Below are 26,249 nucleotides of genomic sequence, written 5' to 3'. Positions count from 1 at the left end.
GAAAAACCTGCACAGCACCTGGTGGCTGGTTGCTGGCGTGCGATCGCGTCGTAACAGTCAGCTATGAGGTGGCTGATAAACTGCTATCGCGAGCAAGCTCGCTCCCACAGGTCTGCATTTCAAGACAAGTCTGGCTTTAGACGTCATGTTTTTAGACACACAGGAAATCGAATGTCATTCATCCAAGCCAACCTGATCCATCTGCTTGCCGCCGCCTGGTTCATCATCTGCTGGGCGGGCTATACCCGTTATGCCACCTGGAAGGCCCGCGACACGGCCTGCCTGGCCAGTGTCATGCACCTGTACCGCGAAGACTGGATGCGCCGCATGCTGTTGCGCGAGAACCGCATCGCCGATGCCAGCGTGATCGGCAACCTGGAGCGCAACGCGTCATTCTTCGCTTCCAGCACGCTGATCATCCTGGCGGGCATCCTGACAGTGCTCGGGGCCTCGGATCGGGCGGTGTCGTTGCTGGCGGACATCCCCTTGGTGCAACAGGCTTCCCAGGGCATGGCGGAGGTCAAGTTGCTGTGCCTGGCACTGGTGTTCGTGTATGCGTTCTTCACGTTCAGCTGGTGCATGCGCCAATACAACTTCGCCGCGGTGCTGATTGGCTCGGCACCGATGATCGGCGAGCGCCATGTCTCGGAGCAAGAGCGCAAAGCCTTCGCACTAAGGGCGGCGCGGGTGATTTCCATGGCGGCCAACCAGTTCAACTTCGGCCTGCGTGCCTATTACTTCGGCATGACCATGTTGGCGTGGTTTGTCAGCCCCTGGTTATTCATGTTGATGAGTGCAGGCGTGGTGTTCGTGTTGTATCAGCGCGAGTTTCACTCCGATGTGCTGGATGTGATGGTCTATACCCCCACCGAAGCACCAGCGCCCGAGGCTGGCAAGGAAGCGGCCTGACAGGCGCCGCGTCCAAATCACAGGCAAAAGAAAACCCGCGCCAGGCGGGTTTTCTTTTACTGCTAAAACCGTATCAGTTGGTTTTAGGCGCTTCAGTAGCAGGAGCTTGTTCCTGCTGCGCGGCACTGTTCGATTCAGACTGAGCTTTGGCGGCTTCGGCGTTTTCTTTCGCCGCGTCGTTCACTTTATCCTGTGCTTTGTTCATGTCTTGCTGAGCTTGCTCAGCGTGTTGTTGGGCATCTTGAGCTTTGTCCTCGGATTTTTTATCGCAGGCAGCGAGGCCGAGGGAAGCGGCCAACATCAAGGCAATAGCAAAAGTCTTACGCATGGGGTGTTTCTCCTTATGGAAATAACTACTGGCCTTTTGAGCGCGCCCCTTCAGGTTAAGTTCCTCTTTTGCTACAGATATATAACTTTGCGCAGCAGCGGAACTTTATGGCTCGCACCCGCTGTAGAGCCTCCCACCTATGAAAGGCGTTGATAAAGTGGTTGAAGATCCCGTTTTTGAGCGTGCGACGCGCTTCCTGTCCGCGCTGCGGCATTGCCAAGTGCTAGGGGTGAAGTTGCACAGTGCCAGCCGTGATGGACTGACGGTTATCCTGCCGTTCAGCCCGCAAATCGTTGGTAATCCCCTGACGGGCATCATCCACGGCGGCGCGTTGACCTCATTGATGGACACCGCGTGCGGCATGTCGACCTTATGCGTGCTGCCGCAATTCGAAGTCTGCCCCACCCTCGACCTGCGCATCGACTACATGCACGCCGCCGAGCCCCACAAGGACGTCTACGGCTTCGCTCAATGCTATCGGGTGACCCCGGACGTGATTTTCACCCGGGGGTTCGCCTATCAGGACGATCCCGAACAACCCATCGCCCATGTGGTGGGCACGTTCATGCGCCTGGGCCAGCATGCCAGGGGAATGGGCAAGGCCAGTCCGATAACCAGCGTGGGCCAACCATGACCGATACCACCCAGGAACAACTGCGCCGCGCCTGCGAGCAGGGTGACTACGCGCTGCTGCTCGCCTCGATCCCCTATGCCCAACTCATCGGTGTCGAATGCACGCGCCAGGGCGGCGACTTGTTGTTTCGCCTGCCGGCCAACAAAGACAACATTGGAAACCCTTTGCTGCCGGCCATCCACGGCGGGGTCATCGCCGGATTCATGGAGCTGGCCGCTGCGGTGCATCTATTGATTGCCACCGGCACGCCGGGCATACCGAAAATCATCGACTTTTCCCTGGATTACCTGCGCGCCGGGCACTTTCGCGACACCTACGCCAAATGCCAGGTCTGGCGTCAGGGCCGACGGGTCGCCAACGTCGCGATCACCGCTTGGCAAGACGTCGAGGCCGAACCCATCGCCACCGCCCGGGCGCATTTCAAGATCCAGGAGCCCTCAAAACCCGATCGCCCTTGAAATCATCCGCGTCGCCCCCACCTTGAGGACATCCCGCCGCCAATCTCAGCGAGGCGGACACCACCATCCACTTGGAGTTTGATGACCATGAGCGTGGAAACTCAAAAGGAAACCCTGGGCTTCCAGACCGAGGTGAAGCAACTGCTGCACCTGATGATTCACTCGCTGTATTCGAATAAGGAAATTTTCCTTCGCGAGCTGATTTCGAACGCCTCTGACGCTGTCGACAAATTACGTTTCGAAGCCCTTTCCAAGCCTGAACTGCTGGAAGGCGGCGCCGAGCTGAAAATCCGTGTGAGCTTCGACAAGGACGCGAAAACCGTCACCCTCGAAGACAACGGCATTGGCATGAGCCGCGAAGAGGTGATCACGCACCTGGGCACCATCGCCAAGTCCGGCACCGCCGACTTCATGAAGAACCTGTCCGGCGACCAGAAGAAAGATTCCCACTTGATCGGTCAATTCGGCGTCGGCTTCTATTCGGCGTTCATCGTGGCCGACCAGGTCGAGGTGTTCAGCCGCCGTGCCGGCCTCGCTGCGAGCGAAGGCGTGCATTGGTCGTCCAAGGGCGAAGGCGAGTTTGAAGTCGCCACCGTCGACAAAGCTGATCGCGGTACCCGCATCGTGCTGCACCTCAAGTCCGGCGAAGACGAGTTCGCCGACGGTTGGCGCCTGCGCAACATCATCAAGAAATACTCCGACCATATCGCGCTGCCCATCGAGCTGCCGAAGGAAGTCACCGCCGCCGAGGGCGAAGAAAAGCCTGAAGTGGAGTGGGAAACCGTCAACCGCGCCAGTGCCCTGTGGACCCGTCCACGCACTGAGGTGAAAGACGAGGAATACCAGGAGTTCTACAAGCACATCGCCCACGACTACGAGAACCCGCTGAGCTGGAGCCATAACAAGGTCGAAGGCAAGCTGGAATACAACTCGCTGCTGTACGTGCCGGCTCGCGCACCGTTCGACCTGTACCAGCGCGAAGCGCCACGGGGCTTGAAGCTGTACGTGCAGCGTGTGTTCGTGATGGACCAGGCCGAATCGTTCCTGCCGCTGTACCTGCGCTTCATCAAGGGCGTGGTGGATTCCAACGATTTGTCGCTGAACGTTTCGCGGGAAATCCTGCAGAAAGATCCGATCATCGACTCCATGAAGTCGGCACTGACCAAGCGCGTGCTGGACATGCTGGAAAAACTGGCGAAGAACGAGCCCGAGCAGTACAAGAGCTTCTGGAAAAACTTCGGCCAAGTGATGAAGGAAGGTCCGGCCGAGGACTTCGCCAACAAAGAGAAAATCGCCGGCCTGCTGCGCTTTGCGTCGACCCAGGGTGACGATGGCGAGCAGATTGTTGGCCTGGCCGATTACCTGGCCCGCGCCAAGGAAGGCCAGGACAAGATCTACTACCTGACCGGTGAAACCTATGCGCAGGTCAAGAACAGCCCGCACCTGGAAGTCTTCCGCAAGAAAGGCATCGAAGTGCTGCTGCTGACCGACCGCATCGACGAGTGGCTGATGAGCTACCTCAACGAGTTCGACGGCAAGAGCTTCGTCGATGTGGCCCGGGGTGACCTGGACCTTGGCAACCTGGATTCGGAAGAAGACAAGAAAGCCGCCGAAGAAGTCGCCAAGAGCAAGGAAGGCCTGGTCGAGCGGATCAAGACCGCCCTGGGCGACGCTGTCAGCGAAGTGCGTGTCTCGCACCGCCTGACCGACTCCCCGGCGATCCTGGCCATCGGTGAGCAGGACCTGGGCCTGCAAATGCGCCAGATCCTCGAAGCCAGCGGCCAGAAAGTCCCGGACTCCAAGCCGATCTTCGAATTCAACCCGGCCCACCCGCTGGTGGAAAAACTCGACAACGAGCAGAGCGAAGAGCGTTTCGGCGATCTGTCGCACATCCTGTTCGACCAGGCGGCCCTGGCGGCTGGCGACAGCCTGAAGGACCCGGCGGCGTATGTGCGTCGCCTGAACAAGCTGTTGGTTGAGCTGTCAGCTTGATCTGACGCTGGAAAGTCCCTTGTGGGAGCGAGCTTGCTCGCGATGACGGTAGAGCAGTCAACGCATCTGTTGAATGTTGGACCGAAATCGCGAGCAAGCTCGCTCCCACAAGGGCTTCTTGAATGTTTCATCGAGAGGAGTCCGTCATGAGTCAGGTTACGGTTCGTTCGCTGGTCTATCAGATCGATGGTCAAAGTTATGAAGGGCGCCTGGCCTTCGACATTAACCAGCAGGGCCCGCGCCCGGGTTTGTTGATGGCGCCGAACTGGATGGGGGTCGGGGCGGGTGCCGAGGACATTGCCAAGTCAGTGGCGGCCAACGGTTATGTGGTGCTGATCGCCGACTTGTATGGGCAAACGGTGCGCCCGACCAATGCCGATGAGGCGGGGGCGGCGATGATGCCTCTCAAGAACGACCGGGCGTTGTTGCGCAAGCGTATGCAGGCCGCGTTCGAGCGGTTGCAAAGCCAGCGCGAAGCCGAGGTCGATACAGCGAAACTGGCCACGTTCGGCTTCTGCTTCGGTGGTTGCTGTTCATTGGAACTGGCTCGCACCGGCGCACCGCTCAAGGCCGCGATTTCCTTCCACGGCACCCTGGATACACCGAACCCGGCCGATGCGCAGAACATCAAGGGCGCGGTGCTGGTGATGCATGGCGCTTCCGACCCGCTGGTGCCGAAAGAGCAGCTACCGGCCTTTGAAGAGGAAATGAACGCCGCCGGGGTGGATTGGCAGTTGCTGAGCTACGGCGGTGCGGTGCACTCGTTCACTGATCCGCAGGCCAACGTGCCGGGCAAGATGATGTACGACGCCAAGGTCGCCGGGCGGGCGTTCCGCTCGATGCATAACTTGTTGGATGAAGTGTTCAAGGGCTGAATGCTTCAAGTAGGACCTGTGGCGAGGGAGCTTGCTCCCGCTGGGCTGCGCAGCGGCCCCTCTGTTTCTGCGGTTGCTGCGCAACCGAGCGGGAGCAAGCTCCCTCGCCACAGGGTGTCATGAAGCTAGGGCTGCTCGATCCGCTCGCTTTCCCCCGGCACTTTCGGCCAGTCCCCAGCCGCCCAGCGCCGGCGGGCTTCATCGATCCGGGCCGGGTCGCTGGAAACGAAATTCCAGTTCATCCGCCGCGGCCCGTCCAGGGGCGCGCCGCCGAACAGCACGGCATGGCAATCGCTGTCGGCAAACAGTGTCATTTCTTCCCCGGCTGGCAATATCACCAGGGAATGGGCTTCTACCGGCTCACCCTCCAATAACGCCTCGCCACTGAGCACATACAGCGCCCGTTCTTCATGCTCGGTGGGAATCAGCAAGGTCGTTGCGGTCTGCAGGTTCAACTCGGCGTACAGCGTTGGCGACAGCACCGGTACCGGGGATTCCAGGCAAAAGCCTGCCCCGGCGATCATGCGGATGCTGATCCCCAGGTTCTCACTGACCGGCAGGCTCTGGGCGGGGTGATGGCTGTAGTGCCCCGGGCCCTGTTCGTGGGACTTGGGCGAGGCCAGCCAGACTTGCAACCCGTGCATGGCGAAAGGGCTGCCCAGCAATGACTCCGGGGTGCGCTCGACGTGGGCGATGGCGCTGCCGGCGGTCATCCAGCTGACATCGCCAGCGTCCACCACCTGGTCGGAGCCCAGGCTGTCCTTGTGCTGGAGTTTGCCTTCGAACAGGTAGGTGAGGGTGGACAGGCCAATGTGTGGATGCTGGCGGATGTTCATGCCTTTGCCGGCCGGGTAGGTGGTTGGCAGCATATGATCGAAAAACACGAAAGGCCCGACGCTGCGGCATTTGGCGGACGGCAGCGGACGAAGAATCGGCTGGCCTTCGACGTCTTCGGCGCGGGGACGAACGGTCAGGAGGGTGCTCATGTTGTCTTCCAGGTTGAACAACGGTTGGCCGAAGCATAACCCGCCGCCGGCAGACACTGCACATGCGCCTTGAACCCAGGCGGGACGGCGAGGGTCTACGCTGTTCATGGCTTCTGGAGACTGCCCGTGCCTTTGACCCGTTTGATCCTTGCCTGGCTGTTGGTCGTTTCGAGCGCCGCCGCCATGGCCCGCGAATATGCCTACAGCGATGCGCACCTGCATTACGTCGATTTCTTCCAGGAAAGCGCCGGCATGCCCAGCTTGCTCCAGGCGATGGCGGACAATCGCATTGAGCATGTGATGATTTCCGGCGTGCCGGTGGCCAAGAAATGGCATGAGGACGAGCCCAAGCGTCCGCGTTATTACGCCGGTGATGACGCGGACGCCTATTGGTACAGTGCCACCGATGTGATTGTCGCCGCGGCAGTGAGCAAGCTGACCGACGAACAGCGCCAGCACTTCCATCCGTTCTTGTCGGGCTTCAATCCCAACGACAAGAACTCCGCCGCCCACATCCAGCGCATGCTCGATCTCTATCCGGGTTTGTGGCAAGGCATCGGTGAAGTCTTCACCCGCCATGACGACCTGACGGCGCTGACCTCGGGCGACACGCCACGGGCCAACAACGAAGCCATGACGCGGATCTATCACCTGGCGGCGGAGAACGACCTGCCGGTGATGCTGCATTCCAACATCACGTCCAAGCGTGAGAAAAATCCGCTGTACCTGGCGGAAATCGAGGAACCGTTGCGCAATCACCCGCATACGCGCTTCATCTGGGCCCATGCCGGCACCAGCATGGAAATCCATCGTCACCAGACCCGCTTGGATTTTCTGCTGCCGACCCTGACCCGCCTGCTCGAGGCCTACCCCAATCTCTACGTCGACCTGTCCTGGAGCGTACTCACGCCGTACTTGCTGGATGAGGCGGGCAAGCCTCGGGTTGAGTGGGTAAAGCTGGTGGAGCGCTTTCCTGAGCGTTTCATGGTGGGGTCGGATGTGGTTGGGCGTTTCAACAAGTTGGGTGAGGAACTGCGCAGCTTCGATCCGTTCCTCGATGCCTTGCCGCAAGACGTGGCGAGGAGAGTGGCGCGGGATAACTTCCTGGCGGTGCTGCCCCGCTCAGTGGCCCGCTAAGCCCGCTGTTGTGGCGAGGGAGCTTGCTCCCGCTGGGCCTGTAGGAGCTGTCGAGCGGAGCGAGGCTGCGATCTTTTCCCGGTCACTTGAGTCTTCTCAAGTGAAAGATCAAAAGATCGCAGGCTTCGCCAGCTCCTACAGAGTCGAGCGGGAGCAAGCTCCCTCGCCACAGGGGCAACCCTATCTCCGGGCCATAGCTGGCCTGGCCAACATCGCTTTGTCATCAGCCTGTCACTCCCGCGTCATACCCTCGCGCTCATCTCAATCAAGGAGCGCACTATGCACCTCACCCGATCAAGCGCACTGGTCGCGCTGTTGTTGACCTACGGCCTGGCCCAGGCGGAAGTTCGTGTCGAAGGCCCGGTGGAGTACGGTGTCTTTGAAGGGCCCCAGGCTGAGTTGCAATCGGGCGAGCGGGTCCTGCGGCGCAGCAACGAGCAGATCCGCCAGACCGAGAGCGTACCGGCGAAGCTGGGCACCAAATTCGGCATGCGCTATCAGTTGGCTGGCAAGGTTGCTGACGACCAGCCGTTGACCCTGTTGTACTTCACTCCCGGCATCCGCACCCCCGATGGCGTGCGCCACGACAAGTTCGAGGTCATCCAGAAACTGGTGCCCGGCGCACCCCAGGATGTCATGGCCTACGAATTCACCGAAAGCCACGAAGTGGTGCCGGGAGAGTGGCGGTTCATGGTGTTCCAGGGTGATCGGCTGCTGACGCAGCAGCGGTTTGTCGTGCGCTGAATGGCGTCAACTGTGGGAGCCGGCTTGTGTAGGAGTGAGGTCAGAAAAACCTGTGGGAGCGAGCTTGCTCGCGAAGGCGGAGTGACATTCAACACTGTCATTGACTGTCGAACCGCTATCGCGAGCAAGCTCGCTTCCACAAGGGCATACCCACAGAACTTTTTTATGTGAGCAGGCAAAAAAACGCCCCGAACCAGTCGGGGCGTTTTTTGTTGGCTCCTGTAGGAGCTGGCGAAGCCTGCGATCTTTCGCTTTAAAAGATCGCAGCCTGCGGCAGCTCCTACGCGCCCTGCCAGCGCTTCATCACCAGGGTGGCGTTGGTGCCACCGAAGCCGAAGCTGTTGCTCATCACGGTATTGATGGTGGCGTTTTCGCGAGTCTTGGTCAGGATGGGCAGGTCGGCCACTTCCGGGTCCAGTTCGTCGATGTTGGCCGAACCGGCCATGAAGTTGCCTTCCATCATCAGCATGCAGTAGATCGCTTCGTGAACGCCGGCGGCGCCCAGGGAGTGACCCGACAGGCTCTTGGTGGAGCTGATGGCCGGGGCCTTGTCGCCGAACACTTCGCGCACACCCTTCATTTCCGCGACGTCGCCGACCGGGGTCGAGGTGCCGTGGGTGTTCAGGTAGTCGATCGGTGCGTCGACGGTGGACATGGCCATTTGCATGCAGCGCACCGCACCTTCGCCGCTTGGCGCGACCATGTCGTAGCCATCGGACGTGGCGCCGTAGCCGACGATTTCCGCGTAGATCTTCGCACCACGGGCCAGGGCGTGTTCCAGCTCCTCGACCACGACCATGCCGCCGCCGCCAGCGATGACGAAGCCGTCACGGTCGGCATCGTAGGCACGGGAAGCTTTTTCTGGCGTGTCGTTGCGCTTGCTGGACAGGGCGCCCATGGCGTCGAACAGGAACGACTGGCTCCAATGTTCTTCTTCACCGCCGCCGGCGAACACGATGTCCTGCTTGCCCATCTGGATCTGCTCGACAGCGGTACCAATGCAGTGGGCACTGGTGGCGCAAGCGGAGGAGATCGAGTAGTTCAGGCCCTTGATCTTGAATGGCGTGGCCAGGCAGGCCGAAACGGTGCTGCCCATGGTCCGGGTGACGCGGTACGGGCCGACACGCTTGACGCCTTTTTCGCGCAGGATGTCCAGCGCTTCCATCTGGTTCAAGGTGGAGGCACCGCCGGAGCCGGCGACCAGGCCGGTCCGCACGTTGGACACCTGCTCGTCGGTCAGGCCGGAGTCAGCGATGGCGTCCTTCATGGCCAGGTAGGCGTAGGCCGCCGCATGGCCGACGAAACGGTAGATCTTGCGATCGATCAGTTCTTCGAGGTTGAGGTCAATGGAGCCGGAAACCTGGCTACGCAGACCCATTTCGGCATATTCCGGGTTGAACCGGATGCCAGGGCGACTTGCACGCAGGTTAGCGGAGACGGTCTCTTTGTCATTGCCCAGGCACGAAACGATGCCCAGACCAGTGATAACGACGCGGCGCATGCGGATAACCCTTAGAAGTTGTCAGTGGAGGTGAAAACGCCGACCCGGAGGCCTTCGGCGGTGTAGATCTCGCGACCGTCCACGGCAACCGAACCATCGGCAATGGCCATGTTCAGCTTGCCCTTGAGGACGCGTTTGATATGAATGTTATAGGTGATTTTCTTGGCGGTCGGCAGGACCTGACCAAAGAACTTCACTTCGCCCGAACCCAGGGCGCGACCGCGACCTGGCAGGCCTTGCCAGCCGAGGAAAAAACCGACCAGTTGCCACATGGCGTCCAGGCCCAGGCAGCCCGGCATTACCGGATCGCCTTCGAAGTGGCAGGCGAAGAACCACAGGTCCGGAGTGATATCCAGCTCGGCGACCAATTCACCTTTGCCGTACTTGCCACCCTCTTCGCTGATATGGGTGATGCGATCCACCATCAGCATGTTCGGGGCGGGCAGTTGCGCGTTACCTGGGCCGAACAGCTCACCGCGACTGCAGCGCAGCAGATCTTCCCGGGTAAAGGCGTTTTGTTTGGTCATGCGAGCTCCTCAATAGTCCCATGCGGCAGGGTGGGGCAAATCTTCCCGGCCGATCGAAGCGTTCATGCCTCGAATCGACAGCCTACTCATAGACTATTGCGTTGTAGTGAAAGTCACAGCACACGGGAAATGAATGTACACCTGTGCACTGAAATTTTTATTCAAGCCCCAATCGAGGCTCGTTCGGGTGCCTAAGACTGCCGCACTTTCGCCTTTCACGCCAGTCACAGATGGTCTGGCGAGCTGTTCTAATTCACCCAGCGCTGCAGAATCTGTTGCAGTTCGTTCCTTTTGAACGGCTTGGCCAGGTAATCGTTCATGCCCGCCGCGAGGCAGGCTTCGCGGTCGCCCTGCAAGGCGTTGGCCGTCAGGGCGATGATCGGCACCTGGTCGCAACCCGGCAACTGGCGGATCTGCCGCGTGGCTTCGTAGCCATCGATGATGGGCAACCGGCAATCCATGAGGATCGCTTCGAAAATCAGGCTCTCGGCGCTGCGTACGGCCTGGGCGCCATCGGTGGCGATGCTGACGGTGAAGCCCAGGCTGCGCAGCATGGCTTCGACCACCGTCTGGTTGACCGGATTGTCTTCCACCAGCAACACGTTGCGGCCTTCGCCATCGCCGCTGCCGCTGCCGATAGGCAGGCGCGGCACCAGGGTCGCTGGTGTCTGGCGCGACAGGGCCAGCGGAATCTCGAGAGTGAACACCGAGCCTTGGCCTTCTTCGCTCTGGGCCCGCAGCGTCCCGCCCATGCGTTCGGCCAGGGTGCGGGCGATCGGCAGGCCCAGGCCTGTGCCGCCGTAGCGCCGGGAAATCGAATTGTCGGCCTGCTGGAAGGCATCGAACATGCGCTCCAGGCTCTCGGCGGGGATGCCGATGCCACTGTCGCGCACCGTGCAGGTGAACCACAGCAGTTCGTGGTCCAGGGCCTGCCATTGGCATTGCACGGTGACACGGCCTTGCTCGGTGAATTTCAGCGCGTTGCCGATCAGGTTCACCAGGATCTGCCGGATCCGCGTCGGATCGCCCTGGACCTGCAAGGCCTGCATGTCGTCCGGGACCAGCAGGTCCAGGCCCAGCTTGCGCTGCGCGGCGCTGTGCTGGAAAGACTGCGCGCAACTGCCCACCAGTTCGGCCAGGTTGAACGGGATGTGCTCCAGTTCCAGGGCCGAGCGCTCGATGCGCGAGAAGTCGAGGATGTCGTTGATCACCTTCAACAGGTGTTCGGTGGATTCCGAAGCCAACGCCGTGTACTCGTGCTGCTCGTCGGTCATGCGGGTGGTTTCCAGCAACTGCAACATGCCCAGTACGCCGTTCATGGGCGTGCGCAGTTCATGGCTCATCATCGCCAGGAACTCGGACTTGGCGCTGTTGGCTTTTTCCGCCTCTTCGCGGGTCTTGATCAACTGCGCCATGGCCTGCTGCTGTTCGCGGCTGGCTTGTTCCAGGCCGTCGGCCAGGTTGTTGATGTGCCGCGACAGGGCACCCAGTTCGGTGTCATCGACGATGGGCAGCGGGGTGCTGTAGTCGCCTTGCTGGATAGCCTTGACCGCGTTGCCGATGTCGCGGATCGGCCGGGACAGGCTGGTCGCCAGCCGGCGCGCCACCAGGAAGGTGAACAGCAGGGCGAACAACGCCAGGATCGCGGCCTTGAACAGGATTTCCTGTTGCCGCTGGCTGAAGGCGTCGCTGGACATACCGACGATCACGCGGCCCAGGTAATCCTCGCCGGACGCCTCCATGGCGGTGCTGTTGCCTTGCAGGAAATCATTGTTCAGGGCAATGCGCTGCAGGCGCACCGGGGCCTGGAAGACGTCGATCTGCTGGGCACGGCTGTGGACCTGCTCGGGTTGTTCGACATACACCAGGACCTTGTCGGCGCTGTCCTGGACTTCCAGGAAGCGCACGTGTGGGGTCGCCAGGGTTGCGGTGAGCAGGCTTTCGAGCACCTCTTTGTTGCCGGAAATCACTCCGTATTCCGTGGCGGGGGCCAGTTGGTTGGCGATCAGTTGCCCAGTGTGATTGAGCTCCTGGCGCAAGTCCTGGATCCGCACGAAGGTAAAGAAAGTGATCAGCAACAAGGTCAGCAGCAACGCCGGGCCGAGGGCGATGAGCTGGGTGCGGGTGTTGATGTCCCAACGGCGACGCAAGGTCATGGGCGGTGTTCTCCTTCGGCCAACGTTGCCGCGACGGATTCGGCGTCAATCGGTTCGATCCCCAGCGAGCGGGAGACCTGCCGGTTGCCCAGGACTTTGAAGCGGTCCGGATACAATGTGCGCGGCCAGGTCGTGGCGGGGCGGTCAAGCAGGTCGTCGAGAATCGCCAGCCAGTCTTGTTGGTCGCTGTAGGTGCTGGCCAGGCTGCCGGCCTTGACGAATGCGGCACTGGGCCCGATCAGCGCGCGTTGCCGGGCATAGCTGCTGAGCAACAGGTTCTTCACGGTCTTGGGGTTGTACAAGTCGGGGTCATCCAGGCCCAGCAGCACATCGCTTTGGCCCAGCAGGTTTTGCAGGGGACGGCTGTCGCTGGTGTCGTCCCAACGTTCGCTGACGATGACCAGGCCCAGCGGTGTCGCGGCTTGTTGGAGGTCCTTGAGCAGGAACTCACTGTGGGCGTCGTACAACACGCCGACCCGTCGCACTTGCGGCAGGATGGTGCGGATCAGCCGCAGTTGCCGCGCCATCGGTGGATCGCTCCACAGCAGGCTGAGGTGCGCGGGCGTTGCATCGCCCAGGCGGTCGCGGGCTTGCTGGCGGCTGATGCGCAGGACCAGGGTGGCCGGGCCCCGTGCGTCTTGCAGGCGCCACTCCAGGCTGGGCAGGTCAAGCAGGACCAGGCGCACAGTGTCCGGCAACCTGTCCGGCGTCGGCAGGTTGGCCAGTGGCGTAAAACGTACGCTGTCTTCGGGGCGCAAGGTTTTCAGGGCCTGGGTGAAAGACTGTACGCCGGGGCTGTCCTCGGCGCCGGTCAACAGGATCTCGGCGGCCCGGGCCTGGAGGGTTGCCAGCCAGCCGGCAAACACCAGGCACAGGGCCAGCGTCAGGCGGCCATGAAATGGCGTCTTGCGGGGGCGGCGCCGGGACATCTAGAACGATAGCTCCGCGCTGAAGTACACCACATGGCGGGAGTCGTAGCGGTTGTCGACGAAGGTCATGGGCTGGTTGTCCAGGCGCTGTTGCAGCACGCCCGCCAGTTCCAGGCTGGCCTTGCCCAGGGGAATGCGCCGGGCGAGGCGGGTGTCGACCCGTTCGAAGCGATAACCGTTGAGGTCGTCGGCGGCGTAGTAGAACAGCGCACTGTTCCAGCCCTGGCCCCAGTCCCGTAGCCAGCCGGCCGAACCGCTGTTGCGGGCGGTCAGTTGTTCGTCGAGGGGGTTGCTGGCCTGGGCGTCGACATAGGCATAGGTCAGGCGCAGACGGTCGGCGCTGGTCATGCGCCAGTCGAACTGGGTCTCGATCCCGGAGAACTGTGATTCGTTGGCATTGCTGGCGATGTACTGATTGTTGCGCAGCGGCTCGCTGATCATGCCGGTGATTTCGTCATGGAACAGCTTCACGTCGACCGCCAGGCCCACGTCCACGAAATAACCGTTGTAGCCCAGTTCCCGAGAGCGCATGTGCTCTTGCTCCAGGTTGCCCGGGCCGCGGGTCCGGACGAAATAACGGGCACTGTTCTGGCCGAAGGCGGCAGGCTGCAGGTTGGTGACCTGGTAGCTCCAGTTGACGTTGTTCTCGAACATGTCCGGCGAGCGCACGGCTTCGGAGTACACCGCCCGCAGGCCGTGGCGCGGCGTGATCAGGTAGTTGACCGCGACCCGCGGGGTCAGCGAGTTGCCGGTCAGGCGGGTGTCCTCGAACATCGCGCCACCCTGCAACAGCCAATGCTCGGTAGCCCGCCATTCGAGCTGGCCGAACAGGCGCCAGGTGGTGTCGTCCAGGGTGCCGTTGAAGTACGTCTCCGAGTCGGCCCGGTCGTAGCGATAATTGGCGCCGGTGACCAGTCGCAGGCTGTCGGACAGGCTCAGGGTGTCCTGGATCTCCAGGTCGTAGCGCGATTCCCGGGCGCTCTGGTCGATATCGCCGCACAGGGTCCGCGAGGCGCCGTTGCGCCACTGATCGAGCACCTGGTTGGCCAACGCCTGTTCCCGTGGCGTGCCGGGTGGCGCGCCGATGCTGGTATAGCTGGGGATATTGCGCGCCAGCTTCTCGGCATAGTTGGGGTTGAGCTGCCACAGGTCGGTCAGTTGCGGGCTGAAAGACACCTCGGCGTCACAGGCGCGCCAGGTCTGTTGGCGATCCCAGTGCTGGATCGAGCCCTGTACATAAAGGCTGTGATCGGGATTCAGGTCCAGGTTCCAGCGCAGTGAGCCGGCATAGTCCTTGGCGATGACGTCGGAATTATCCCCAGCGGCGGTAATCCCGGCGAACACAGGACGGTAGGTATAAGGTCGCTGGTTGGTCCCGTCCTTGGCGTTCAATTGCCAGTCGATGCTCTGCCGTTCGTCCAGGGTCTGGCTGACGGACAGATTGAAGCGATTCAGGCGGCGACTGTCGCGGTAGTCGGCACCGTTGCGGTCGCTGTCAAAGCCATCGTCCTCCTGGCCGGACAGCGACAACCGCAGGTCGCCGCCTTCCCAGCCGCTGCCCTGGCTGGCGTACCAGTCACTGATGCCACGCTGGCCCCGGGTGATTTTCAACCGGGTGCCATGGCTGTCGGCCGGGGCGCGGGTGATGATGTTGACCACCGCCATCAGCGCGTTGGCGCCATAGCTGACGGTGTTGGGGCCGCGGAAGACTTCGATCCGCTCGATGTCTTCCATGGCCACCGGAATATCGCTCCAGTCCACGGTGGCCAGGCCGGCGCGGTACACCGAGCGGCCGTCGATCAGCACTTGCATGCGCCGCGCTTCGCTGGCGTTGGTGCCGTGGTAGTTCACGGCGGCCTGGTTGCCGGTGATGTTGCCGACCATCATGCCCGGTACCAGGCGCAGCAATTCGCTGATGTCCCGGGCGCCGCTGGCCTTGATCAGCTCGCTGTCGAGCACGGTCATGCTGCCTGGCACCGCCGCCGGCGATTGCTTCAGGCGCGTGGCCGTCAGTACCTGGGGCAGGGGCTGGCTGTCGACGAACAAGTCGTCGGCCAGCACTGGCGGGCTGATGATCAGTGCCAAGAGCAGGGACGAACCTGAGCGGGAAGGGCCAACGGACACGGCACAGCCTATGAGAATGGACGGATGACGGGCATGTTAACTGAGCTGAACGACTTTTCCATTCACGTTGACAGCATTTTCCTAGGAATTGGTGGTCAGCTTCCTACAGCTGGCGGTAATTGTTGCCGGGGCTGGTCGCCATCCGGCCGCTCCGTATAATGCCCCGCATTGCCACTTGGTATGGATGAACGGATTGCATATGACTGAACAGCGCCCGATTGCGGTCCTGGGGGGCGGGAGTTTCGGTACCGCCGTGGCTAACCTGCTGGCCGAGAATGGCCACCCGGTGCGCCAGTGGATGCGTGACCCGGAACAGGCCGAGGCCATCCGGGTCAACCGCGAGAACCCACGTTACCTCAAGGGCATCAAGATCCGCCCGGAAGTGGTGCCGGTGACTGACTTGCAGGCCACGCTGGAGGGTAGCGACCTGTTCTTCGTCGCCTTGCCGTCCAGCGCCTTGCGTTCGGTGTTGGCACCCCATGCCGAGCGCCTGAGCGGCAAACTGTTGGTGAGCCTGACCAAGGGCATCGAAGCCCAGACCTTCAAGCTGATGAGCGAAATTCTCGAAGAAATCGCCCCCAAGGCGCGGATCGGTGTGATTTCCGGCCCGAACCTGGCGCGGGAAATCGCCGAGCACGCGCTGACCGCCACGGTGGTCGCCAGTGAGGATGAGCAACTGTGCCAACAGGTCCAGGCCGCGCTCCATGGTCGCACCTTTCGGGTCTACGCCAGTGCTGACCGTTATGGAGTGGAGTTGGGCGGTGCACTGAAGAACGTCTATGCCATCATCGCCGGCATGGCGGTGGCGCTGGACATGGGCGAGAACACCAAGAGCATGCTGATCACCCGCGCGCTGGCGGAAATGACCCGCTTCGCCGTCAGCCAGGGCGCCAACCCGATGACCTTCCTGGGGTTGGCCGGGGTGGGCGACCTGATCGTCACCTGTTCCTCGCCCAAGAGTCGCAACTATCAGGTCGGCTTTGCCCTTGGCCAAGGCTTGAGCCTTGATGAGGCTGTGTCGCGCCTGGGTGAAGTGGCCGAAGGGGTCAATACCCTCAAGGTACTCAAGGCCAAGTCCCAGGAGGCGGGGGTGTACATGCCGCTGGTCGCCGGGCTGCACGCGATCCTGTTCGAAGGGCGCACGCTTGAACAGGTGATCGAGCTGTTGATGCGTGGTGAACCGAAGACCGACGTTGATTTCATTTCCACCAGCGGTTTCAACTGAACCGCTATTGACGCAAGCAGGAGCGAGCCATGAACGATCCGCAAGGGCAACCCCAATACGAATCCATCCTGCTGCGTGTGCTGTGGATGGTGATTTACCTGCTGGTCTGGCAGGTGGCGCAATTCATCCTCGGCGCCGTGGTGCTGGTGCAATTGATCTATCGGCTGATCTACGGCGCGCCCAGCGCGAGCCTGATGAATTTCGGTGACAGCCTGAGCCAGTTCCTGGCGCAGATCGGCCGTTTTGGCACCTTTCACAGCGACCAGAAGCCCTGGCCGTTCGCGGACTGGCCGACTCCACGCACGCCGGAAGGTGAAGCGCCTCACGCCGTGGCGCCGGCGCCGCACCCAGTCCGGGACGAGGAGCCGAAGCTATGAAATTGTGGGTATTGCGTCACGGAGAGGCAGAGCCTCATGGTGTGCGTCCCGATCCGGAGCGGGTCTTGACGGTGCATGGCCGCGAGGAAGTGTTGCTCAGTGCCGGCCGGTTGATGGGTGAGCCATTGCGGGCCATCTATGCCAGCCCTTATGTGCGTGCCCAGCAGACCGCGCAACTGGTGCGCGAAGCACTGGGTTTCGAACCTGAACTGATTACCGTCGATTGGCTCACGCCGGAGACCCGGCCGACGGAGGTGCTAAGGCATCTGGAGGACCAGGACGATGTGCTGCTGGTCAGCCACAACCCGTTGGTGGGCAGCCTGCTGGGCCTCCTGCAGCACGGCCACCTGCAACAGCCCGCGCAAGTGCAAACGGCTGGGCTGGCCGAGCTGGAAGGCGATATGCCGCTGGCCGGGGCGATGAGCCTCAAGCGCCTGTAATACCTGATCCACCCCAGCTCTGCGTCGCGGGCAAGCCTTGCTCCTTCAGTGCTGTGCAGGATTGAATGTAATAAAAACCAAAAAGGAAGGGCAGCGATGAGTCTATGGCGCACCACCCCCAACATCGAGCAACTGAACGCCGCCGGTAAAAACACCATCAGCGAAGTGCTGGATATCCGTTTCGAATCGTTCGACGACGAGTCCCTGACCGCCAGCATGGTGGTCGATCAGCGTACCCACCAGCCGTTCGGCCTGTTGCATGGCGGTGCTTCGGTGGTCCTGGCCGAAACGGTCGGGTCCATGGCCGCCTACCTGTGTGTGGATGCCAGCAAGTTCTATTGCGTCGGCCTGGAGATCAATGCCAACCACCTGCGCGGCGTGCGCAGCGGACGGGTAACGGCCACGGCCCGGATGGTTCACCTGGGCCGTACCACCCAGGTCTGGGACATTCGCCTGGTCAATGACGAGGGCAAGCTCAATTGCGTGTCGCGCCTGACCATGGCCGTGGTGCCGCTGGGTGAGCAACCACCGGCGCGTTGAAACGAGGTTGACCCCGGCCCCAGTGGCGAGGGGATTTATCCCCGCTGGGGTGCGCAGCAGCCCTGAAATCAGGCGACTCGGTATGCCAGGTTGATCGAGTCGACTGGTTTGGGGCGCTTCGCACCCCAGCGGGGATAAATCCCCTCGCCACATTAATCTGTGCTCACCGCATGACCCCATAGCCCAAGCCCGACTGTCATCATTCCTGTCAGTTACGGTCATTGCCGCGCCGTCGGGTTCTGCGGACAATCTGCCGCAGTTCTCCAATGGATCGGCTGTCATGTCGCAACAGATTTTTTTCGCCCACGCCAATGGTTTTCCCTCGGCCACCTACGGCAAGTTATTCGCCGCGCTGGCGCCGCAGTACCAGGTCGCGCATTTGGAATTGCACGGCCATGACCCGCGCTTTCCGGTAGACGACAACTGGCACAACCTGGTGGACGAACTGATCCATCACCTGGAACAGCAACCGGCGCCAGTGTGGGGCGTCGGCCACTCCCTGGGCGGCGTGCTGCACCTGCACGCGGCGTTGCGCTGCCCCGAGCTGTATCGCGGCGTGGTCATGCTCGATTCGCCAGTGCTGACCCGTACCGACCAGTGGGTCATCCTGGCGGCCAAGCGCCTGGGGTTCATCGATCGCCTGACCCCGGCCGGCCGGACCCTGGGACGGCGCGAGGAGTTTGCCGACCTGGCGTCGGCCCGGCAGTATTTTGCCGGCAAGACACTGTTTCGCGGTTTTGACCCGGATTGCTTCGACGCCTACCTGCAACACGGCCTGCAACAAGTCGGCGACCGGCTGCGGCTGCGCTTCGACCCGGCCACGGAAATCAGCATTTACCGCGGCGTGCCGCACACCAGCCCGGGTCGGCCCCGTAAGCTCAAGGTGCCATTGGCCGTGGTGCGCGGCCGGCAGAGTCGCGTGGTGATGCGCCATCACACCCGTTCGGTGGGACGCATGCTCCATGGCGAATCCCTGAGCATGCCCGGCGGTCACATGTTCCCCCTCGAACGTCCACAAGACACGGCGAACCTGCTCAAGAACCTCTTCCAGCGTTGGGAAGGGCGCAGCGCATGAGTGTGGTCGAAGAGGTCCGCCTGAGCCTGCCTCACATCGAACTGGCGGCTCACTTGTTCGGCCCGGAAGACGGGCTGCCGGTGATTGCCCTGCACGGTTGGCTGGACAACGCCAACAGCTTCGCCCGTCTGGCGCCCAGGCTCGAAGGGCTGCGGGTGATCGCCCTGGACATGGCCGGCCACGGTCATTCCGGGCACCGGCCGCCGGGTGCCGGCTATGCCTTGTGGGACTACGCCCACGATGTGCTGCAAGTGTCCGAACAACTGGGCTTGAAGCGCTTCGCCCTGTTGGGGCATTCCATGGGCGCTATCGTGTCGCTGGTGCTGGCCGGTTCCCTGCCGGAACGGGTGACGCACCTGGGGCTGATCGACGGGGTGATTCCTCCGACCGCCAAAGGCGATAACGCGGCCGAACGCATGGGCATGGCCCTGCAAGCCCAGTTGGATTTGCAGCAAAAACGCAAGCCGGTCTACAAAACCCTCGACCGGGCCATCGAAGCGCGCATGAAGGGGCTGGTGGCGGTCAGCCGTGAGGCTGCCGAGTTGCTGGCCCAGCGCGGCCTGATGCCGGTGCCGGGGGGGTACACCTGGCGCACCGACAACCGCCTGACCCTGCCATCGCCCCTGCGCCTGACCGAAGAGCAGGCCATGGCGTTCGTTGCCCGGGTCGCTTGTCCGGCGCATCTGGTGGTGGCGGCCGACGGCATGCTTGGCCAACACCCGGAGCTGCTGGAGCGTCTACCCTTCAGTCATGAGCAGTTGCCCGGTGGCCATCATTTGCACCTGAACGACGAGGTCGGTGCCGGGCTTGTAGCAGACTGTTTCAATCGGTTCTTCACCGTTCCTTGACTTGCGCCGGGCAACTGTCGAGGCTGGGCGGGTTGAAAAGGAGACAACCATGACAGACCTCTGTTTGCCAGCTTCGCAGTGCATCGACGACGCCCGTTGCGTTCACGCGTCCCAGGCCAAGCCGATCCGATGAAATTATCCGTTCACTCACTCGTCCTGCTGGCGCTGGCCTGCCTCAGCCCGGCGTCGTTCGCCGTCGATGTGCCGGGCAGTCGCGACCTGGAACGCGTGCCGCGCATGCCCGATGCCCAGATCGTCGATTACCGGCAAGGCAGCGACCTGGAACGCGTCTACCCCATGGGGTCGATTCGCAAGATCAGCGGCCAGTTGCGCTTTGACGGCCAGGTCGATGCCCGTGGGAATGTCACGTCGGTCACTTATGAACTGCCGCCGGAACATTCCGCCACCCAGGCCTTTACCGCGGCTCGCGAAGCGTTGCAGAAACAGGGCGCCGAGCTGTTGTTCTGGTGCCAGGCCCGCGATTGTGGCGAAAGCAGCCTGTGGGCCAACGACGTCTTCGGCAATGCCAAGCTCTACGGCGCCGACAACGGCCAGGCTTTCCTGCTGCTGCGCCTGGCGCCGCCGGCGGACAACACGCTGATCGCGCTTTATTCCATCACTCGCGGCAATCGCAAGGCCTACCTGCATGTCGAGCAGTTCGAGGCGAACGCAGCGCTGGGGGACTTGCTGCCGACATCGGCCACGCTGTTGCGCCAGCTCAAGGACACCGGGGTCCTGGACTTGCCGCGTCTTGCCGGTGAGCCGGACGACACCTGGTTGCGCCTGTTGTCCCGGGCGCTGAACCTGGACACGGGCCTGCGGGTCAGTATCGCCGGTCCCCGGGCCGAGGACTGGCGTGAGGCACTGGCGGGCCAGGGGGTCCGGGCGGCGCGCATGGAGGCCGCCAGCGGCGAGGCGGCGGGCTTGCGCCTGGAACTGCTGCGCTAAGCTGTGTCGGGGCAGCGGGTTTCACGCCGCTGTCTCGGTCCTGTTCATTTTTTCGAGACCCTACATGCTCAATAACGATCGGCTGTTGGTGCAGATCCTGCTCCTGGTGTTGTTCGGCGCAAGCCTCTGGGTCATGGCGCCGTTCTGGTCGGCGCTGTTCTGGGGCGCGGTGCTGGCGTTCGCCAGTTGGCCGTTGATGCGCCTGCTGACCCGCTGGGTCAATGGCCGCGAATCCCTGGCGGCGGCGTTGCTGACGGTGGGTTGGATGCTGTTGGTGGCGGTGCCGCTGGTGTGGCTGGGTTTCAACCTCGCCGACCACGTGCGCGATGCCACTGCGTTCATCAAGGACGCACAAGTCGATGGCTTGCCGGAAGCGCCCGACTGGCTGGCCGGCGTGCCGTTGGTGGGCGGGCGGCTGGTTGGCATCTGGAACAGCATCGACCAGCAGGGCGCGGCCATGATGGTGTCCATCAGGCCGTACCTGGGACAAGTCGGTAACTGGCTGCTGGCGCGCAGTGCGCAGATTGGCGGCGGCATACTCGAGCTGACCCTGAGCATCGTGTTCGTGTTCTTTTTCTATCGCGATGGCCCGCGTCTGGCGGTGTTTGTCCACGGCTTGCTGGAGCGTCTGATCGGCGACCGTGCCGGTTACTACATCGAATTGGTGGCCGGTACGGTGCAACGGGTGGTCAACGGCGTGATCGGCACTGCGGCGGCCCAGGCCGTGCTGGCGCTGATCGGCTTCCTGATCGCCGGGGTGCCAGGGGCACTGGTATTGGGGATCGTCACGTTCCTGCTGAGCCTGATTCCCATGGGCCCACCCCTGGTCTGGATCCCCGCCACGGCGTGGCTGGCGTGGAAGGGCGAATACGGCATGGCGGTGTTCCTCGGCATCTGGGGCACGTTCATCATCAGTGGCGTGGACAACGTGCTCAAACCCTACCTGATCAGCCGTGGCGGCAACTTGCCCCTGGTCATTGTGTTGCTGGGGGTGTTTGGCGGGTTGATCGCCTTCGGTTTCATCGGCCTGTTCATCGGCCCGACCCTGCTGGCGGTGGCGTACAGCCTGTTGACGGACTGGAGCAAAAGCCAGGCGCGGTAGTTTGAGTGTCGAGTACCTTGTGGCGAGGGAGCTTGCTCCCGCTGGGTTGCGAAGCGACCCCAAACCATTACCTCGGTCAGCCTGACACTCCGCAGTGCCTGGTTTCAGGGCTGCTGCGCAGCCCAGCGGGAGCAAGCTCCCTCGCCACAGGGTGATCGCCGACCCATCAGGCTTTACAAAGCCTCCAGATCAATGCCGACCCATCAAGCTCCACAAAGCCTCCAGATCAACCCCAACCCCTGTGGGAGCGAGCTTGCTCGCGATAGCGGTATGTCAGTCAATATCGATGTTGGCTGACAGGGCCTCATCGCGAGCAAGCTCGCTCCCACAGGGAAGATAAGCGGGCTTAGGGGCGAGGCAAGCTGATCACCGCTGTCAAGCCACCTCCGGGCGTCTCCTCCAGGCTCAACTGCCCACCCAGGCGTTCAGTGGCTTCCCGGGCGATGGTCATGCCCAGGCCAACCCCGCCGGAGTTGCGATTGCGTGAGCCCTCCAGGCGGAAAAAGGGTTCGAACACCGCCTCGCGCTTGTCCGCGGCAATACCGGGGCCGTGGTCGATGACTCGGATCAGCAGCAGATGTTTCTGGTCCTGCAAGGTAATCAAGGCATGGCCGGCGTAGCGCAGGGCATTGTCGATGAGGTTGTTGAGGCACGAGCGCAGTGCCATCGGTTGCACCTGCAGCGGTGCGCAGGTCCCGCTGACCTGCACATCCGAGCCCTGCTCCTGGGCGTTTTCGCTCAATGAATCGGCCAAGGCCTGCACGTCCATCCATTGCAGCGCTTCACTGGTGCGCTGTTCGTGCAAGTAGGTCAGGGTGGCATCGAGCATGCCGATCATGTCGTCCAGATCCTGGCGCATCTGGCCTTGCAGCTTGACGTCATCGATCTGCTCCAGACGCAGCTTGAGCCGCGAAAGCGGTGTGCGCAGGTCATGGGACACCGCGCCGAGCATGCGGGAACGCTGCTGCACCTGCTCGCGGATCCGTTGCTGCATCAGGTTGAACGTATGGGCCGCCTGCCGTGCCTCACGAGGGCCGTTTTCCTCCAGTGGCGGGCTGTCGAGGTCCTCGCTCAGGCGCTCGGCGGCATCGCTCAGGCGCTGGATCGGTCGGGTCAGAAGCTTGGCGCCGTACCAGGCCGCGATGATCAGGCACACGAATTGAAACGTCAGCGGCACCACCGGGCCACCGAACCAGGGGCGTGGACGGCGATTGGGGGGCGGGCCGAAGCGCGGGGGACCGTCGCCTTGCTGGCTCATTCCAGGCGGCGGCCCGGGAGGTGGCGGTTGGTCGTAATGGAAAAACCAGGCAAAGGCCAGCAGATGCGCCAGGACAATCGCCAGCAGCAACACGCCGAACAGGCGACCGAACAAGGAGTCCAGGCGCAATCGCATCAACCGATGTCCCGGGCGTCGAATAAATAACCCTCACCGCGCACCGTCTTGATCAGTTGCGGGGCCTTGGGGTCGTCGCCCAGCTTTTGGCGCAGGCGTGACACGAGCAAGTCGATGCTGCGGTCGAACGCTTCGATGGAGCGACCACGCGCCGCGTCCAGCAGTTGTTCGCGGCTGAGCACCCGGCGCGGTCGTTCGATGAAGACCCACAACAGGCGGAACTCGGCATTGGACAGTGGCACCACCAACCCGTCGCCCGAGATCAGTTGGCGCAATACGCTGTTGAGCCGCCAGTTGTCGAAACGGATATTGGCCCGCTGCTCGGTGCGGTCGTCGCGCACCCTGCGCAGGATGGTCTGGATACGTGCCACCAGTTCCCTGGGTTCGAACGGCTTGGCCATGTAGTCATCGGCGCCCAGTTCCAGGCCGATGATGCGGTCGGTGGGCTCGCAACGGGCGGTAAGCATCAAGATCGGGATGTCCGATTCGGCGCGCAACCAGCGGCACAACTGCAAGCCATCCTCACCCGGCAGCATCAGGTCGAGCACGACCACGTCGAAGTGCTCAGCCTTCATCGCCTGGCGCATGGCCGCGCCATCGGTCACGCCGCTGGCCCGAATGCTGAAGCGGGCCAGGTAATCGATCAGCAGTTCGCGGATCGGCACGTCATCATCGACGATCAGCGCGCGAGTGCTCCAGCGCTTGTCATCTTGAGTGTCAGAATTTGCAACAGGGTGGGTCTGCATAGATGCATCATCTGCCAGGTTGGCTGCCAACCGCAAAGAAGGCGGCGAGGTTGAGGCTTCAGCATAGGCGTCGTGCCGCGAGGCGTGAAGCGGTGAAAAGGGCGGGTTGTGGCGGCGGACGGTAGCGTGTCGACATGTTGTATGCATGTCATGAATGTATCGGCTTCGACACAAAGGCCGGTATCGTCCATGCTGCGGCGAGGGACGATGAGATTTACCGATCATCGGGTCCCGCACGGGCGCTCCTTCCGCTACAATGCGCGCCGATTTCGACTTGCCTGAGAGCCCGCTCATGTCCGCCTGCCAGACGCCCATCATCGTCGCCCTGGATTTCCCCACCCGTGACGCCGCCCTGAAGCTGGCCGACCAGTTGGACCCCACGCTTTGCCGGGTCAAAGTCGGCAAGGAACTGTTCACCAGTTGCGCTGCGGAAATTGTCGGGACCCTGCGTGACAAGGGTTTCGAAGTGTTCCTGGACCTGAAATTCCACGATATCCCCAACACCACCGCCATGGCCGTCAAGGCGGCTGCGGAGATGGGCGTGTGGATGGTCAACGTGCATTGCTCCGGTGGCCTGCGCATGATGGCGGCCTGCCGTGAAGTGCTGGATCAGCGCAGCGGCCCGAAACCGTTGCTGATCGGCGTGACCGTGTTGACCAGCATGGAGCGCGAGGACCTGGCCGGGATCGGCCTGGACATCGAGCCCCAGGAGCAGGTGCTGCGCTTGGCGGCGTTGGCGCAGAAGGCCGGCCTGGACGGTCTGGTCTGTTCAGCCCTGGAGGCCGGCGCTTTGAAAGCAGCCCATCCGGCGCTGCAACTGGTGACCCCGGGGATTCGTCCGGCGGGCAGCGCCCAGGACGACCAACGTCGCATCCTGACCCCGCGCCAGGCGCTGGATGCCGGCTCCGACTACCTGGTGATCGGTCGCCCGATCAGCCAGGCCGCCGATCCGGCCAAGGCCTTGGCGGCGGTCGTGGCCGAACTGGCCTGAGCAAACACTGAGGATCCCTACTGTGGGAGCGAGCTTGCTCGCGATAGCGGTAGGTCAGTCAATATCAATGTTGACTGACAGGGCCCCATCGCGGGCAAGCTCGCTCTCACAGTTGTTTTGTGTCAGGCCTTAACCTGCATCCACAGCTGATGCGTATCAGACCTTGAGGACGAGCTTCCCGAAGTTCTCCCCGCTGAACAACTTGGTCAGCGTCTCGGGAAACGTCTCCAATCCTTCGACGATGTCTTCCTTGCTCTTGAGCTGACCCTTGGCCATCCAGCCGGCCATTTCCTGCCCGGCGGCAGCGAACTGCGAGGCGTAGTCCATCACCACGAAACCTTCCATGCGTGCCCGGTTGACCAGCAGTGACAGGTAATTGGCGGGGCCTTTCACCGCTTCCTTGTTGTTGTACTGGCTGATGGCGCCGCAGATCACCACGCGGGCCTTGAGGTTCAGGCGGCTGAGTACGGCATCGAGGATGTCGCCCCCGACATTGTCGAAATACACGTCCACGCCTTTGGGGCACTCGCGCTTGAGGCCGGCATGGACGTCTTCGTTCTTGTAGTCGATGGCGCCGTCGAAGCCCAGTTCATCCACCAGGAATTTGCATTTGTCGGCGCCGCCGGCAATGCCCACCACGCGACAGCCCTTGAGCTTGGCAATCTGCCCGGCGATGCTGCCCACCGCACCGGCGGCCCCCGACAGCACCACGGTCTCGCCGGCCTTGGGCGCGCCGACGTCCAGCAGGGCGAAGTAGGCGGTCATGCCGGTCATGCCCAGGGCGGACAGGTAGCGGGGCAGCGGTGCCAGTTTCGGATCGACTTTGTAGAAACCTCTTGGCTCGCCGAGGAAGTAATCCTGCACACCCAAGGCCCCGTTGACGTAGTCCCCGACCGCGAACCCCGGGTTGTTCGAGGCGATCACCTGGCCGACGCCCAATGCCCGCATCACTTCACCGATGCCGACCGGCGGGATGTAGGATTTGCCCTCGTTCATCCACCCGCGCATGGCCGGGTCCAGGGACAGGTATTCATTCTTCACCAGGATCTGGCCGGCTGCCGGTTCGCCCACCGGGACTTGCTGATAGGTGAACGTCTCGCGGGTCGCGGCGCCTACCGGGCGTTTGGCGAGCAGGAACTGGCGATTGGTCTGGGCGGTCATGGTTGGCACTCAAGATGAATGAAGTCTTGTTGATAGACCTTCGAAGCATTTGCCGCAAGCTTTGCCGATACAGCGAATGCAGTTCGATCCAACACAGTGATAG

26 protein-coding genes are annotated in these 26,249 nt (G+C 62.4%); 16 read left to right on the top strand and 10 right to left on the bottom strand.

Annotated features, from left to right (window positions below; translation table 11 throughout):
• Positions 1 to 171: 171 nt before the first annotated feature.
• On the top strand, positions 172 to 909 hold the full coding sequence (locus tag ACIPQ1_RS21065; protein ID WP_434703402.1) for a DUF599 domain-containing protein: 738 nt from the start codon (positions 172 to 174) through the stop codon (positions 907 to 909).
• A gap of 73 nt (positions 910 to 982) precedes the next feature.
• Here the strand turns inward: ACIPQ1_RS21065 and ACIPQ1_RS21060 are convergent, their stop codons facing one another.
• Positions 983 to 1,237, bottom strand: coding sequence for a hypothetical protein (locus ACIPQ1_RS21060; protein WP_024617135.1), 255 nt, complete (start codon positions 1,235 to 1,237; stop codon positions 983 to 985).
• Between the two features lie 157 nt (positions 1,238 to 1,394).
• Between ACIPQ1_RS21060 and ACIPQ1_RS21055 the strand changes: the two genes are divergently transcribed.
• The 4 genes from ACIPQ1_RS21055 (at position 1,395) to ACIPQ1_RS21040 (ending at position 5,196) form a co-directional block, all read left to right on the top strand.
• Entirely contained in the window at positions 1,395 to 1,871 is a 477-nt protein-coding gene (locus ACIPQ1_RS21055; RefSeq protein ID WP_411387545.1) for a PaaI family thioesterase, read from the top strand.
• Positions 1,868 to 2,329 carry a PaaI family thioesterase gene (locus ACIPQ1_RS21050; RefSeq protein WP_411385323.1) on the top strand — a complete coding sequence of 154 codons (462 nt, stop codon included), beginning with the start codon at positions 1,868 to 1,870 and terminating at the stop codon, positions 2,327 to 2,329. The genes ACIPQ1_RS21055 and ACIPQ1_RS21050 overlap by 4 nt, the downstream gene beginning before the upstream one ends.
• An 87-nt stretch (positions 2,330 to 2,416) precedes the next feature.
• Positions 2,417 to 4,321, top strand: coding sequence for a molecular chaperone HtpG (htpG, locus tag ACIPQ1_RS21045; protein WP_060743152.1), 1,905 nt, complete (start codon positions 2,417 to 2,419; stop codon positions 4,319 to 4,321).
• Positions 4,322 to 4,467: 146 nt separating this feature from the next.
• Complete coding sequence (locus tag ACIPQ1_RS21040; protein ID WP_446534721.1) at positions 4,468 to 5,196, top strand: dienelactone hydrolase family protein; 729 nt, start codon at positions 4,468 to 4,470, stop codon at positions 5,194 to 5,196.
• 125 nt (positions 5,197 to 5,321) lie between these two features.
• Here the strand turns inward: ACIPQ1_RS21040 and ACIPQ1_RS21035 are convergent, their stop codons facing one another.
• Positions 5,322 to 6,182 (bottom strand): pirin family protein, encoded by an 861-nt coding sequence (locus ACIPQ1_RS21035; RefSeq protein WP_411385321.1) that lies wholly within the window; start codon positions 6,180 to 6,182, stop codon positions 5,322 to 5,324.
• Positions 6,183 to 6,302: 120 nt separating this feature from the next.
• Here ACIPQ1_RS21035 and ACIPQ1_RS21030 point away from each other — a divergent pair, with 120 nt between their 5' ends.
• Positions 6,303 to 7,319 (top strand): amidohydrolase family protein, encoded by a 1,017-nt coding sequence (locus ACIPQ1_RS21030; RefSeq protein WP_411387544.1) that lies wholly within the window; start codon positions 6,303 to 6,305, stop codon positions 7,317 to 7,319.
• Between the two features lie 279 nt (positions 7,320 to 7,598).
• Positions 7,599 to 8,063: a DUF3859 domain-containing protein gene (locus ACIPQ1_RS21025; RefSeq protein ID WP_446534720.1), complete on the top strand. Its 465-nt coding sequence runs from the start codon at positions 7,599 to 7,601 to the stop codon at positions 8,061 to 8,063.
• A gap of 280 nt (positions 8,064 to 8,343) precedes the next feature.
• Here the strand turns inward: ACIPQ1_RS21025 and fabB are convergent, their stop codons facing one another.
• The 5 genes from fabB to ACIPQ1_RS21000 all read right to left on the bottom strand — a co-directional run bounded on the left by fabB (position 8,344) and on the right by ACIPQ1_RS21000 (position 15,300).
• Positions 8,344 to 9,564, bottom strand: coding sequence for a beta-ketoacyl-ACP synthase I (fabB, locus tag ACIPQ1_RS21020; RefSeq protein ID WP_411385320.1), 1,221 nt, complete (start codon positions 9,562 to 9,564; stop codon positions 8,344 to 8,346).
• Between the two features lie 11 nt (positions 9,565 to 9,575).
• Positions 9,576 to 10,091, bottom strand: a complete 516-nt coding sequence (gene fabA / locus ACIPQ1_RS21015; protein WP_003204400.1) for a 3-hydroxyacyl-[acyl-carrier-protein] dehydratase FabA — start codon at positions 10,089 to 10,091, stop codon at positions 9,576 to 9,578.
• A gap of 248 nt (positions 10,092 to 10,339) precedes the next feature.
• Positions 10,340 to 12,247, bottom strand: a complete 1,908-nt coding sequence (locus tag ACIPQ1_RS21010; RefSeq protein ID WP_250964739.1) for an ATP-binding protein — start codon at positions 12,245 to 12,247, stop codon at positions 10,340 to 10,342.
• The gene (locus ACIPQ1_RS21005) at positions 12,244 to 13,176 is read right to left on the bottom strand and encodes an ABC transporter substrate-binding protein (protein ID WP_411385319.1); all 933 of its coding nucleotides are present in this window, start codon (positions 13,174 to 13,176) and stop codon (positions 12,244 to 12,246) included. Before ACIPQ1_RS21005 ends, ACIPQ1_RS21010 begins: the two co-directional genes overlap by 4 nt.
• The gene (locus ACIPQ1_RS21000) at positions 13,177 to 15,300 is read right to left on the bottom strand and encodes a TonB-dependent receptor plug domain-containing protein (RefSeq protein ID WP_411385318.1); all 2,124 of its coding nucleotides are present in this window, start codon (positions 15,298 to 15,300) and stop codon (positions 13,177 to 13,179) included. It lies immediately after the preceding gene.
• A 199-nt stretch (positions 15,301 to 15,499) separates the two neighbouring features.
• On the opposite strand from ACIPQ1_RS21000, the gene ACIPQ1_RS20995 reads away from it, so the two are divergent.
• The 8 genes from ACIPQ1_RS20995 (at position 15,500) to ACIPQ1_RS20960 (ending at position 21,855) form a co-directional block, all read left to right on the top strand.
• A complete protein-coding gene (locus tag ACIPQ1_RS20995) occupies positions 15,500 to 16,525 on the top strand; it encodes an NAD(P)H-dependent glycerol-3-phosphate dehydrogenase (RefSeq protein WP_250964736.1) in 1,026 nt (341 codons plus the stop codon).
• 29 nt (positions 16,526 to 16,554) lie between these two features.
• A complete protein-coding gene (locus ACIPQ1_RS20990) occupies positions 16,555 to 16,902 on the top strand; it encodes a DUF4389 domain-containing protein (protein WP_046063632.1) in 348 nt (115 codons plus the stop codon).
• A complete protein-coding gene (gene sixA, locus ACIPQ1_RS20985) occupies positions 16,899 to 17,342 on the top strand; it encodes a phosphohistidine phosphatase SixA (RefSeq protein WP_250964735.1) in 444 nt (147 codons plus the stop codon). The genes ACIPQ1_RS20990 and sixA overlap by 4 nt, the downstream gene beginning before the upstream one ends.
• Positions 17,343 to 17,438: 96 nt before the next feature.
• Entirely contained in the window at positions 17,439 to 17,882 is a 444-nt protein-coding gene (locus tag ACIPQ1_RS20980; RefSeq protein ID WP_186708110.1) for a hotdog fold thioesterase, read from the top strand.
• Between the two features lie 280 nt (positions 17,883 to 18,162).
• The gene (locus tag ACIPQ1_RS20975) at positions 18,163 to 18,957 is read left to right on the top strand and encodes an alpha/beta fold hydrolase (RefSeq protein WP_057451981.1); all 795 of its coding nucleotides are present in this window, start codon (positions 18,163 to 18,165) and stop codon (positions 18,955 to 18,957) included.
• Positions 18,954 to 19,805: an alpha/beta hydrolase gene (locus ACIPQ1_RS20970; protein WP_446534719.1), complete on the top strand. Its 852-nt coding sequence runs from the start codon at positions 18,954 to 18,956 to the stop codon at positions 19,803 to 19,805. Before ACIPQ1_RS20975 ends, ACIPQ1_RS20970 begins: the two co-directional genes overlap by 4 nt.
• 129 nt (positions 19,806 to 19,934) lie before the next feature.
• Entirely contained in the window at positions 19,935 to 20,753 is an 819-nt protein-coding gene (locus tag ACIPQ1_RS20965; RefSeq protein WP_411385316.1) for a DUF4892 domain-containing protein, read from the top strand.
• Positions 20,754 to 20,817: 64 nt separating this feature from the next.
• Positions 20,818 to 21,855, top strand: a complete 1,038-nt coding sequence (locus ACIPQ1_RS20960; RefSeq protein ID WP_186708104.1) for an AI-2E family transporter — start codon at positions 20,818 to 20,820, stop codon at positions 21,853 to 21,855.
• A gap of 346 nt (positions 21,856 to 22,201) precedes the next feature.
• Here ACIPQ1_RS20960 and ACIPQ1_RS20955 read toward each other — a convergent pair whose 3' ends face one another.
• Together ACIPQ1_RS20955 and ACIPQ1_RS20950 are read right to left on the bottom strand one after the other, a co-directional pair.
• Entirely contained in the window at positions 22,202 to 23,248 is a 1,047-nt protein-coding gene (locus tag ACIPQ1_RS20955; protein ID WP_446534718.1) for a sensor histidine kinase, read from the bottom strand.
• Positions 23,248 to 23,994, bottom strand: coding sequence for a response regulator (locus tag ACIPQ1_RS20950; RefSeq protein WP_411385314.1), 747 nt, complete (start codon positions 23,992 to 23,994; stop codon positions 23,248 to 23,250). The genes ACIPQ1_RS20955 and ACIPQ1_RS20950 overlap by 1 nt, the downstream gene beginning before the upstream one ends.
• Before the next feature lie 292 nt (positions 23,995 to 24,286).
• On the opposite strand from ACIPQ1_RS20950, the gene pyrF reads away from it, so the two are divergent.
• A complete protein-coding gene (pyrF, locus tag ACIPQ1_RS20945) occupies positions 24,287 to 24,985 on the top strand; it encodes an orotidine-5'-phosphate decarboxylase (RefSeq protein ID WP_411385313.1) in 699 nt (232 codons plus the stop codon).
• 156 nt (positions 24,986 to 25,141) lie between these two features.
• Here pyrF and ACIPQ1_RS20940 read toward each other — a convergent pair whose 3' ends face one another.
• Positions 25,142 to 26,146, bottom strand: coding sequence for an NADP-dependent oxidoreductase (locus ACIPQ1_RS20940; protein ID WP_186730477.1), 1,005 nt, complete (start codon positions 26,144 to 26,146; stop codon positions 25,142 to 25,144).
• Positions 26,147 to 26,249: the final 103 nt, after the last annotated feature.

The organism is Pseudomonas sp. LARHCG127 (assembly GCF_052871455.1).
Note: the sequence above shows the minus strand (reverse complement) of the source record. Positions and strands in the feature narration are given on the sequence as shown.